The organism is Haladaptatus rarus (genome assembly GCF_054177585.1).
In genome coordinates, this window is sequence record NZ_JBPEHG010000003.1 from 420,001 (window position 1) to 431,837 (window position 11,837).

General features: G+C 61.0%; 12 protein-coding genes. 4 read left to right on the forward strand and 8 right to left on the reverse strand.

The genetic code is table 11. The features are described 5' to 3' along the window. Nucleotides 1–8: 8 nt before the first annotated feature. Nucleotides 9–407 (reverse strand): DUF7994 family protein, encoded by a 399-nt coding sequence (locus tag ACR3FE_RS11080; protein ID WP_458207171.1) that lies wholly within the window; start codon nt 405–407, stop codon nt 9–11. A gap of 35 nt (nt 408–442) precedes the next feature. Next, nucleotides 443–1,141, reverse strand: coding sequence for a hypothetical protein (locus ACR3FE_RS11085; protein ID WP_458207172.1), 699 nt, complete (start codon nt 1,139–1,141; stop codon nt 443–445). Nucleotides 1,142–1,247: 106 nt separating this feature from the next. On the opposite strand from ACR3FE_RS11085, the gene ACR3FE_RS11090 reads away from it, so the two are divergent. From ACR3FE_RS11090 to ACR3FE_RS11100, 3 genes are all read left to right on the forward strand, one after another. Continuing rightward, on the forward strand, nt 1,248–1,709 hold the full coding sequence (locus ACR3FE_RS11090) for an 8-oxo-dGTP diphosphatase (protein WP_458207173.1): 462 nt from the start codon (nt 1,248–1,250) through the stop codon (nt 1,707–1,709). A 594-nt stretch (nt 1,710–2,303) separates the two neighbouring features. Further along, entirely contained in the window at nt 2,304–3,758 is a 1,455-nt protein-coding gene (gene proS / locus ACR3FE_RS11095; protein ID WP_458207174.1) for a proline--tRNA ligase, read from the forward strand. Between the two features lie 85 nt (nt 3,759–3,843). Continuing rightward, the gene (locus ACR3FE_RS11100) at nt 3,844–5,493 is read left to right on the forward strand and encodes an AMP-binding protein (protein ID WP_458207175.1); all 1,650 of its coding nucleotides are present in this window, start codon (nt 3,844–3,846) and stop codon (nt 5,491–5,493) included. Between the two features lie 73 nt (nt 5,494–5,566). Here ACR3FE_RS11100 and ACR3FE_RS11105 read toward each other — a convergent pair whose 3' ends face one another. From ACR3FE_RS11105 to ACR3FE_RS11125, 5 genes are all read right to left on the reverse strand, one after another. Continuing rightward, entirely contained in the window at nt 5,567–6,295 is a 729-nt protein-coding gene (locus ACR3FE_RS11105; protein ID WP_458207176.1) for an ABC transporter ATP-binding protein, read from the reverse strand. Continuing rightward, entirely contained in the window at nt 6,292–7,053 is a 762-nt protein-coding gene (locus ACR3FE_RS11110; RefSeq protein ID WP_458207177.1) for an ABC transporter ATP-binding protein, read from the reverse strand. Before ACR3FE_RS11110 ends, ACR3FE_RS11105 begins: the two co-directional genes overlap by 4 nt. A 1-nt stretch (nt 7,054) precedes the next feature. Then, complete coding sequence (locus tag ACR3FE_RS11115; RefSeq protein WP_458207201.1) at nt 7,055–8,158, reverse strand: branched-chain amino acid ABC transporter permease; 1,104 nt, start codon at nt 8,156–8,158, stop codon at nt 7,055–7,057. A gap of 65 nt (nt 8,159–8,223) precedes the next feature. Then, on the reverse strand, nt 8,224–9,162 hold the full coding sequence (locus ACR3FE_RS11120; protein WP_458207178.1) for a branched-chain amino acid ABC transporter permease: 939 nt from the start codon (nt 9,160–9,162) through the stop codon (nt 8,224–8,226). Between the two features lie 64 nt (nt 9,163–9,226). Next, nucleotides 9,227–10,555, reverse strand: a complete 1,329-nt coding sequence (locus ACR3FE_RS11125) for an ABC transporter substrate-binding protein (protein ID WP_458207179.1) — start codon at nt 10,553–10,555, stop codon at nt 9,227–9,229. 243 nt (nt 10,556–10,798) lie between these two features. On the opposite strand from ACR3FE_RS11125, the gene ACR3FE_RS11130 reads away from it, so the two are divergent. Beyond that, a complete protein-coding gene (locus ACR3FE_RS11130) occupies nt 10,799–11,500 on the forward strand; it encodes a helix-turn-helix domain-containing protein (protein WP_458207180.1) in 702 nt (233 codons plus the stop codon). A gap of 121 nt (nt 11,501–11,621) precedes the next feature. Here the strand turns inward: ACR3FE_RS11130 and ACR3FE_RS11135 are convergent. After that, on the reverse strand, nt 11,622–11,837 hold a 216-nt coding region (locus ACR3FE_RS11135; protein ID WP_458207181.1), incomplete at its 5' end, for an integrase core domain-containing protein.

Genomic DNA, 11,837 nt, shown 5'->3' on the forward strand with positions numbered 1-11,837 from the left:
GGAACGAATCAGGTGTCCGTGTCGATGTCGAAGTGACGCCCACCACGCGCGATGTCGAAGCCCATGAAGCCGAACACGGCCGTCCCGACGACGGTCACAGCGACCCACCAGAGTTCGTTCTCGGTGGCGAGGTTCGTGAGCAGGTACGACGCCGCAAAGCAGAGGTAGCCTGCCCCGGCCAGCCGATACCACTCGACGCTCCACGGGAGTTCGACGGTCGAGAGCACGAAGAGGAGACCGCTGAGGCTCCCGAGCACGAACTGCGCGAGTCGGTATCCGTCCCCCAGTACGTCGACTCCGACGATAGCGAGAAACCCCAGATTTAGAAGCAGGACGAGCACCCCGAGCCAGCGAAACCACTGTCGTTTGATAACCCCCGTGGGCGCGCTGATGGTCGGTGCTCGCATACGATATCTTCGACGACGGCGCGTAAAACTGTATCTCAGGGCGCTTCGACACGGAGGTCGAACCCCCACGTGAACTCACCGAGGGTATCCTTCCAGTCGTCGTACTCCGGAGCATAGATGCGAATCCGCTCCTCGAATCGGTACGTTCCCGGTTCCATGTACCTTTTCACGCGGTAGTCATCCCAGACGAGATACTCGTTGGTCACGGATTCGCCCCTCTCGTAGAGACGGTTCAAACACCCGTATGCTGGATACGCTATCTGTTCGTCCGGGTCTCGGTCTCGCGTCCAGCGGTCACCTTTCCGTCCGTCCCACTCTGCACTTTGCAGGCCATGGAGCCACAGTCCGGGATTCTCGCTCGCACCCTTGTCCCGATTGAAGAGGTTGCATATTTCGTCTCCGGCAGATAGACGCCGCTTTCTCCCCTCGTTCGCTATCGTGACGCGGAGGTGCGCAGTGTGTTCGGCAGTGACCATCCCTTCCAGCAGTCCGACCCCGATTCGAAGGTCGTGTTCTTCGGGTACTTCGTCCACGTTAGCGAGTAAAATCCGACGCTGAATCTCGCCGGACTCGGGTGTGTCGGTCTGGTCAACGGCCCGGTCGTGGTCGTCTTCGTCCCCATCTACGCCGGCTCCGGAGTCGCTGGGAGCGTGCTGGAGACACCCACTAAGAAGGGATGTGCTGCCGAGGAGGCCGGTTCCGCACAGCAGAGCGAGAACCCGTCTACGATTCATGCTAGCGAATCTATCGAGTATGATAAAAGTCTCGTGAAGAGTCAAATAAGAATTTCACCATCTAACTCCCGGAATACTGACACGAGTGGGCCGACAGCGACTCGCCATGCAACCCGCGACGCTCTGCTATCCCATCCGGAACGAGCGCGTCCTGCTCATCCGCAAGAAGCGCGGTCTCGGCGAGGGGAAGTTCGTCGGCCCGGGCGGGAAGATCGAGGACGGTGAGACACCACGCGAGACGGTGGTACGAGAGGTCGAAGAGGAGATTCGGGTGTCGGTGGCCGACCCGACCAAGGTCGGCGAGTTCGAGTTCGTGTTCGGTAACGAGCCGAAGATGTTGGTCCACGTCTTCCGCGCCGAGGAGTTCACTGGCGAACCGCAGGAGACGCTGGAAGCCGACCCACGGTGGTTCGATTTCGAGAACGTGCCCTACGACGAGATGTGGGAGGACGACCGCCTCTGGATGCCACATCTGTTTTCCGGCGAGACCTTTTCGGGCTGGTTCCGATTCGATGCTGAGGGGGACGAACTGCTGGACCACGAACTGGAGACGGGCGTTGGCTTTTGAGACGGCTGGTGATCGGTCGTTGGTTTCGTGGTGACCGTGTCGCCTCTGCCGTGTCCCCGAAAGTCGCTCGTTCACGACGCCTCGCACAGACGCACGGAGTACGCCTTCCTGCGCCACCTCATGCGTGGTCGACAGCCGCCGAGCGTCCATACTGGTTTTTCCCGAAAAGCGCCAGCCAGTCCAAACAATTCTCTGGCGGACTGAAAGGGCAAGGGGTGCAAGGTGCGAAGCGCCTTGAGTGCGAACGGTGAAGCCGTGAGTGGGGTCAGCGAACCCCGGCCCCGTAAGCACCGCGGGAGCCGAGCACACGAGGGCTTTCTGGGATACGATCCTTTCGCTACCCGAACCGAAAAGCGCAGCCGAAAACGTTCGAAAGTCCTCGGTTCGAAATCTACTGAAATCTACTGTTTTGTACTGAAATGCACTAATATGTACTGGCCCGACGCGAACGAACCGGTCGGATGATTCAGAACACTCGCTTCCCGATCATCTCGCCGCGAGCATCGTTCCGTTCGCTCGCAAACCGGGTACGCCATGCTCTTCGAGCAACGTCGAACACAGCGGGTTTATTATTCTCGTAACTGACCTTCGAGTATGAGCAACGAACAGGAACTCGGGATAACCAAAAGCAAACAACACCAGCCCGGTGACTGGTACGCCGAAGTGGTGCTGAAGGCAGGTCTCGCAGATTACGCCCCCATGGGTGGGTTCATCGTCACCCGCCCGCGTGGCTACGCGCTCTGGGAGGGTGTGCAGGATCATCTCGACTCGTGGTTCAAGCAGACTGGATCGCAGAACGCCTACTTCCCCGCACTCATCCCCGAGAGCTACCTTGAACGCGAGAGCGATATCGTCGAAGGGTTCGACCCCGAGGTGGCGTGGGTGACCCACGGCGGACACGACGAACTCGAAGAGCGTCTTGCGTTCCGCCCTACCAGCGAGAGTATCATCACACCGTTCATGAGCCAGTGGGTGCGAAGCCACCGCGACCTGCCTCTGCGACTCAACCAGTGGTGTAGCGTCATCCGATGGGAAGCGACCGACACGAAGCCGTTCTTCCGAACCAAGGAGTTCCTCTGGCAGGAGGGCCACACCGCCCACGAGACCAGGGACGAAGCGTGGGACGAGACGATGACTCGCCTCGCGCAGTACGAACGCCTCTACGAGGACGTGCTGGCGATCCCGGTCATGCGCGGGCGCAAACCCGAGCACGACAAGTTCCCCGGCGCTGACACCACGACGACCGTCGAGGCACTGATGCCCGACGGCAAGTCGGTGCAGGGCGGAACGAGCCACTACCTCGGACAGGGCTTCGCGGAGGCGTACGACCTCTACTTCACCGACCAGAACGAGGACGAGCGCGTGGCCCACACCACCTCGTGGGGGCTGTCGTGGCGCGCACTGGGCGCGCTCATCATGACCCACAGCGACGAACAGGGATTCGTCTGCCCGCCCGCGCTCGCGCCGGAGCAGGTCGTCATCGTCCCCATCTGGCAGGAGGAGAACCGCGAGGAAGTGCTCTCCTACGTGGGCGGAATCGCGGACGAACTGGAGGCGGCGGGCGTCCGCGTCGAACTGGACGACCGCGACGAGCGCAACCCCGGTTTCAAGTTCAACGAGTGGGAGCTGAAAGGCGTCCCAGTCCGCTTCGAGATCGGCCCGAACGAAGTCGAAGACGACGAAGTGACGGTCGTCCACCGACCCGACGGCGAGTCGGTTGTGGAAGACCGCGCAGGTATCGCGGAGGCCGTCCAGAACCACTTCGACGCCGTGTACGACAAGATGTACGAGGCCGCCGAAGCGAACCTCGAAGCGAACATCCGCGAAGCAGACTCCCGTGCCGACATCCTCGGCACCATCGGCCAGCACGGCGGCTACGTGAAAGCCCCGTGGTGTGGCGACGAGGACTGTGAGGAGGAGATCAAGGAGCCGATCTCCGCGGAGATCGTGATGGTGCCACTCGACCGCGACGAAGAACCCTGCGGCGACGAGTGCGCCATCTGCGGCGACGACGCGGAGGAGACGGCCTACTTCGCCAAGTCCTATTGAACATCCGTCTTTTCTACCGCGCTCACCGCCCGACCGCAATATATTAACCTCGGATTAGATGGGGACGAGTGCGAAATGATATACCATGCCGCGGTATGTCAGGCTCGACTACGAAACGTACGAAACCGCACGCGAGGAATTCTCGTGGGAACTTCCCGAGACGTTCAACATCGCCCAGGATGTGCTCCGGAAACACGACGACCCGAAGGGGTCCGTCGCGCTCTTTCAGGCTTACCCAGACGGTCAGCGAGAGACGTACACCTTCCACGACATCGACGTTCGCTCAAATCAGGTCGCCAACGCCCTCTCCGACCTCGGTGTCGAGTTCGGCGACCGCGTCGCGATCGCCCTCCCGCAGAAACCCGCGAACCCGATAACGCATCTGGCGTGCTGGAAACTCGGTGCCGTATCGGTACCGCTATCGGTACTGTTCGGCCCGGACGCGCTCGGTTACCGTCTCGACGACAGCGGTGCGACGGTCGCCGTCGTGGACTCGTCGTTGCGCGAAACGGTGGGGGAAGTCCGCGACGACTGTGCCGCCCTCGACCACGTCGTGGAAGTCGATGGGGACGGTGACGGGGACGCACAGCCGTTCGACGAACTCGCCGAGGGTCAGTCCCGGTCGTTCGAACTCGCTGACACCGACCCGGAGACGCCAGCCATCATCATCTACACGAGTGGGAGCACCGGCCCGCCGAAGGGTGCGCTCCATACCCACAAGGTGTGGTTGGGCCACTGTCCGGCGTACACGATGTACTTCGAGCGAGACGTCGTCGGCAAGACGATCGCATGGACGCCCGCCGACTGGGCGTGGATCGGCGCGCTCGGCGATCTGTTGTTCCCGGCGTGGCACTACGGTCGCCCGGTCGTCGGCTATCCCATGGGGAAGTTCGATCCCGAAACGGCGTTCGAACTCATGGAAGAGTTCGGCATCACGGACACCTTCCTCCCGCCGACCGCCATCCGCATGATGATGGAGGTCGAGCACCCGACGGAGACGTACAACCTCTCGCTCGACGCCATCAGTTCCGGCGGCGAACCGCTCACCCCCGAGATTCTATCGTGGGCAGAGGAGGAACTGGCTGGCGTCACCGTGAACGAGATCTACGGCCAGACGGAGGCGAACCTGCTCGTCTCGAACTGTCACGACTGGTTCGAAGCGAAACCGGGGAGCATGGGCAAACCCGTGCCGGGTCACGATGTCGCCATCGTCGATTCGGAGACCGGCGAGGAACTGCCACGCGGCGAGGTCGGCCAGATAGCGGTCAGAAATCCGACCGAACCTGCGATATTCGACGGCTACTGGAACGACCCCGAGAAGACCGAGTCGGTTCGCGTCGGCGACTGGCATCTCACCGGCGACCTCGCAGTACAGGACGAGGCGGGCTACGTCTGGTTCAAATCGAGGGACGACGACCTCATCATCACCAGTGGCTACCGCGTCGGTCCCGGCGAGGTCGAGAAGGCTATCCTCGAACACGAGTTGGTCGAACAGGTCGGCGTCATCGGGATTCCCGACGACACGCGCGGCGAGATAATCAAGGCGGTCGTCCAACCCGTTGCCGGTGTCGAAGGCTTTGACGCACTTCGTGAGGAGATCCGCAACATCGTCCGCGACCGTCTCGCCAAGTACGAGTACCCTCGCGAGATCGAGTTCGTCTCGAAACTCCCGCAGACGACGACCGGGAAGATCCAGCGCACGGAACTGCGAGAACGGGAGTCGGGAGAGCAGTAGTTGGGAGAGTCGCAGTCGGAAGAAGAACAGCTGAACGAGCAGATCTCGGAGTAGAGAAGACGAACCCCGTGACCTACTCGTTGCCACTGCCCTGCATCAGTTTCTGGATCTCTTCGTCCTCGGCGAGTTCTTCGGGGTCGCCACTGTCACGGATCTCCCCGCGCTCGATGACGTAGATTCTGTCGACGATGTCGGGGACGTGCGTGACGTTCGACTCGGCGATGAGAACCGCGATGCCACGGTCGTTGATGGCCCGGATGTGTTCTTTCAGATTCGAGACGACGACGGGCGCGAGCCCCTCCAGCGGTTCGTCCAGCAACAGCAGGTCGGGTTGGAGCGCCAGTGCACGTCCGATGGCGACCATCTTCGCCTGCCCGCCGCTCAGATTCTCGACCTTGGCGTTACGGCGATCCGATAGCTCTTCGAACACGTCGTACACGTCCTCGACGACCGCATCCTCGTCTTGGATGTTGCGTTCGCCCCCCAACGTCCAGATGGGCAGTCGGAAGTTCTCGTCCACGCTCATCCCGCTGAACAGCTTCCGATCTTCCGGCTGATAGCCGATTCCGAGCCCCGGAATCCGGTCGGGTGCGCGTTGGGTCAACTCCTCGCCGCGGAACTGCACCGACCCGCTCCGTACCTCGGTCAGTCCCATGATGCCGCGGAAGGTGGTCGTCTTGCCCGCGCCGTTCCGCCCGACGAGACCCACTGCTTCGCCTTCGTCGACGCGGAGGTCGAGGTCGTGTGTCACCGGGTGGCCCTCGACGGCCGCGTTCACGCCGCGGAGGTCGAGCAGACTCATTCTTCGACCCCCAACAGCAGACGACGCAGTTCGTCGTCCGTCTCCAGTATCGAGGGGTCACCCTCGCCGTGCACCTGCCCGCGGTGGAGGGCGATGACGCGGTCTGCGTACTCGGTGACGATGTCCATGTCGTGTTCGATGGTCACCGTCGTCACGCCCTCCTGTTTGCTCACCTCGGCGATGGTGTCGATGACGTACTCCTTCTCGCGGGTCGAGACGCCTGCGGTCGGTTCGTCGAGCAGGAGATACTTCGGTTCGAGTGCGAACGACATGGCGACGTCGAGCAGTTTCCGATTCCCGTGGGGAAGTTCGCCAGCGACGGTTTCGGCGTCGTCGGTCAGTCCGAACTGCGTCAACAACTCGTCGACGGCCTCCTCGACCGCCTCGTGCTGGTCGTGCAGGCTGAACATACTCGACGTCAGTCGTTTCTCCGAGAGGACGGCGGTTCGGACGTTCTCTCGAACGGTCATCTCCTCGAACAGGCGAACGACCTGGAAACTCCTGACGATCCCCTCGTGAACGCGCTCGTCGGGCGACAGCGACGTGATGTCGGTGGCGTCCCCTCCCTCGACGAAGAGCACTTCACCCTCGTCGGGGTCGAGTCGCCCGGTGAGAAGGTTCACCAGCGTCGTCTTTCCCGCGCCGTTCGGACCGACGATGAACACCATCTCTCCGGGTTCGCGCCCGAACTCGAGGCTGACATCGTCGGTCGCCAGTACCTTACCGAACGATTTTCGAAGATTCTTCGCTTCTAACATTCTATCTCACCCCGAGGATGGAACGGACGTTCTTGAGCCATCGTCGCGTCGCCGTCACGAGTGCGCCACCACTTTGGCCGACCCAACTCGCCACGATGCTCGGGTCGTCACGTAACCGTCGCAGACCGACTCGGACTCGGCCACCGCTCGTGAGCGACCCCACGATGCCACGCGGAAACGCGAAGACGATGATGAGCAGGACGATACCGGTGAGCGCGTCGAAGTAGTTCGTCAGGTCGCGTCCCACGTCCTGTAGGAACACGAGGACGATTCCGCCGACGAGCGGACCGAGCAACGTCTGGAAGCCCCCCAGAATCGCCATGAACAGGATGTCACCCGACCGCAGGAAATACAGCACTGGCCCTGGCCGGACGTGCTGTTGTACCATCGCGTAGATAGACCCCGCGAGTCCACCGTAAGTACCCGAGATGACGAACGCGATCCAGACGTACCGGCGAACCGGGATGCCGATGAATCGCGCTCTGGTTCGATCCTGACCGATGGCGTTCAGTGCGGTTCCGAACGGCGACTGAGCGAGGCGGTACATGACGAGCAGCGACACCACCACCAGCACGACGGTGACGTAGTAGAGCAACACCGCGTAGGCGTCCGGTTCGAACTGGACACCGAAGATGAGTGGCTGCTGTGCGTCACCGGGGCGAACGGGGAGTCCGTCGCTCGACCCGAGATACGACTGGCCTTGCACCAACGCGTACAGCAGTTGCCCGAACGCGAGCGTCAACAGGGAAAAGTACAGTCCCGTGTGACGGAGCGAGAGGAACCCGATGACGGCCGCCATCAACGTCGCTACGAGCACCGCCGCCACCAGCAGCACCGCCATCGGGGCCACGTCGAACTTCGCCGCGAGGATAGCCGTCGTGTACGCCCCTGTCCCGAAGAACGCCGCGTGACCGAACGAGACGAGTCGCGTGTGCCGCAACAAGAGATTCAGTCCAACTGCGGCGAGTCCGAACGCGATTCCCTGATGGATGATGCTCAACTGCAGACTCGGCGTCAGTTTCACGAGATCCGGAACGGCGAACAACACCACCAGTCCGAACAGTGCGAGAGCCGCCTGCCGCCGCGTCAGTTCGAGACCGCGCATCACGCGAACGCGCGTCTCACCGTCTCGACTGACGAGGCCGGGAAGACGTCCGCCCGTATCCGCGCTCATTCGACCTCACCCCACGTTCCGAACAGGCCTTCCGGCCTGACGAGCAGGATGACGGCCATGATGGCGAAAGGAACCGCCAGTTCTGCTGGTGGGTACTGCCACGTCGCCCATCTGCTCAATACGCCGACGAGTAGTGCGGCGACGAACGCCCCACGAAGACTACCGAGGCCGCCGATGACGATGACGACGAACGAAAGTACGAGCGGCTGTGCACCCATCTCCAGACTCGCGTTCATCGGTGGAAGTGCCATCGCTCCGGCGAACCCTGCGAAGAATGCACCGAGGGCGAACACGAGCGTGAACGTCCGGTGTGTGTCCACTCCGATGGCGGTCGCCATCTCGCGGTCGATGGCCGTCGCGCGGATTATTCGTCCGGTTCGCGTCCGGTTGAAGAACCAGAACAGGGCCGCGACGACGATGGCACCGACCACGATGACCACGATGTTGTACGTTGGGTACGTGATTCCGACGAACTTCGCGGCCGGGATGGTGTTGATACCGCGATAGACGTTCCCGAGGCGGAGCGGTTCCGGTCCCCAGACGAACTTGTTGAAGTCCTTGATGAGCAACAACAGCGCGAACGTGAGCACGAGCTGATATACCTCATCGCGGTCGTATATCGGCCTGAGAAAGGTCGTTTCGATGAGTATTCCGACGGGCACGAGCACGAGGGCGGTGAGGAGTGCACCGAGGAGAACGACGGCCAGAAACACCGCCTGTGTGGTCGGGTTCGTCGGATGGCTGAGCATTCCGGTCAAGAAGCCGATGACGCTGAAGCCAACGTACGCGCCGAGCGCGAACAGTTCACCGTGTGCGAGGTTCAACACGTCGAGGATACCGAGGATGACGGTCAGTCCGGACGCGATGAGAAACAGGATGAACCCGTACTGTAGACCGTGGAGCGTGTGTGTGACGAAATTGTCGATTGCAATCATGATGGATATAGGGATGGAAGACCGAAACTGCGATCGTCTCGAATCAGTAGCGATTCGTCCGTCATCACCAACTGTTTATCCACTTCGTGGCTTTCGTTCCCGGCGGTGGGGCGACCTCCTGCGGACTGTACATGTTCACGTCTTCGAGTTTCGCGGCTCCGTACTCGTTCGAGTACGTCATCTTCCCGTAGTAGGTGTTCGACATCCCCTGGTGGTCGTCGGAGAGGACGTGGTAGCCTGCGGGGGTGTAGAAGCCGTGGCCTTCGAGCGACTGCGCGATCTGCTTTTGCGAGGGCCAGCCACCGGTCAGATTGACGACTTTCTCGGTGGCCGTCGCCCACGCTGCGACCGCGCCGTACCCACTCATGAAGTGAGCACTTGGTACGATGTTCCACTTCGATTTGACGTCCTCGATCAGTTTCTTGCCCGGTTGCCAGCGTCCGAGGTCCGGTTCTCCCCAGTAGTAGTTGCGCGATCCCGAGATGGCTCCCGCTTTCTGCACGACGTTCTTCTTGAGGTCGTTGACCGCGCTGTAGAGAACCGATCCGACGAGTTGGGTGTTGCCGAACATGTTGTTCGCGTTGCCCTGGGTCAGGAGCGTTGTCACGTCGCCACCCCAGCAGCTCGTGAACGTCACGTCGGGTTGCTTGTTGTTCACCTCGGTGATGTGCGTGGACATGTCGCTCGCACCCAGGTCGGGATACCCCTCGTAGACGACCTTCACGTCGGTCAGCTTCTTGATCGTCTGCTTGAAGATTCCCATCTCGTCTTTCCCGAACGCGTAGTTGGGGTTGATTCCGGCGACGGTGTTGACGTTCTCCTTCCCGAGCCGGCGAACGGCCTCACGGGCTGCGGCCGACGCCTCCATCACGTCGTAGTTCTGGAACCGGAACGAGTACGTCGGGTCTTTGACCGTCTCCTCGTACAGGGTCGTCACCGTACCGTCGGTGCCCACGTTCACGACCTCCTGTGACTCGACTTCGGGAGCCATCGCCGCGTGACCGCCACTTGACGTCGGCCCGAACGTCACGTCCTTTCCCTCCTGGACGAACTGCTTGTAGTTCTCGACCTGCTTGTCGCCCTCGTGGACGACGTCGAGGTTTATCTTCCGTCCAGCGACACCGCCTGCCTCGTTGATCCGTTCGACCGCCAACTGGGCACCGTACTGAGTCTGCAGACCCAGAACTGCCGCGGCGCCCTCGGTGAACGTCTGGAGACCGGCTTTGATCGGTTTGTCTGGGACGTCGGCGTTGCCACCTCCACCACCACCGTCGTCGTTGCCGATGAGCGTCGAGCAGCCAGCGAGTGCGGCCGCGAGTGCCGTGCCGCCGACCGCCTTCAGCATCGTTCGTCGTTCGATTCCGTCGTCGTGTGTGTTGTCTACAGATTGCATCCTCTCACCAATCCGTTCTGAAGCAGTGATCGGCCGGGACAACCTGTCGATTTATCGCCACCTTCGACCGGCCACTGCGAATTGTTACCACACAAAATATGGGGTGTGTCAACCGCTAATAGCCGGTGGTTAATCGATTAACGTGATGAGTATTTTGCAGTCGAACGCCTGTGATTACGAATCGTTCGATGAAAAACGATATGGGGTGTGAAGACATACCAGTGGTAGGGCCTTGGGTGCATCATGATCACGATCTCGTTGGACATGGAGCAGTACGATTGTCCGTTCATCGACACGAGCGATGACTACGACGTTTCGTTTGCGACGCTCCATTGGGATTTCGACCCCGCCGTCAACGAACTGGAGACGCGAATCGTCGTCGAAGGGGCGACGCAAGGAACGCTAGAGCACGGTCTCCGCGCCCTGACGAACCATAAGAATCTGCACGAGTACGAACTACTGTCGAAACGAGGAAACACGGCCCAGATTCGAACCGTCATCGGCGAAACGAACGCGATGGAGATAATCCGCGACAGTGGCGGCTACATCACCGGCCCGTTCAGCATCGAGGACGGAAGCGAACTGTGGAACGTCGGGTTCGACTCGCCGCGCGTGACCGACGACGTTCTCGCGGATCTCGAACGAGAGAACGACTTCGACGTCGTCTCGCGTGACCGGCTCGAGATGAGTATGCTCCAGGAGTTCGCACAGAACGTCGAGGCCGGAATGTCGCTGGTCGAGGGGTGCAGTGAACTCTCCGAGGTCGAACGAAAGACGCTCTCGGCGGCAGTTCGGGACGGCTACTTCGATACGCCTCGCGAAGCGACGCTCACGACCATCGGCGAACAGTTCGACGTCTCGGAACCGGCGGTGTCGAAGAACCTTCGGCGCGCCCAACGGAAGATTCTCACGCGCGTCGCCGACGCTATGGACGAACTCGACTGACTATCGCTTGTCGACAATAAACGAGTTGTTATCTGAACCTTGCTCGTCCGATTCGGAATGCCGATCCGAATTCAATCAGAGTCCTTTCATCTGCGTTATCAAATTCGAGAACCGGCACTGTCTAGTTTAGCTCCTCCTCGATAGGCGTTCGGTTGGTGAGCGATTGATGCGGTCGTTGGTGGTTATAGTAATGTACAAATTGTTCAAGCCACCGCTGAACGCTCGGCCGACTGCCCACCCATGATGTATGGAAGCGGTCGATGCGCATTTTGAGCGTGTGAAACCATTTTTCGATCAGGTTTCGCTCTGTATAGTCGAGCTGACCGCTCAACCCAAT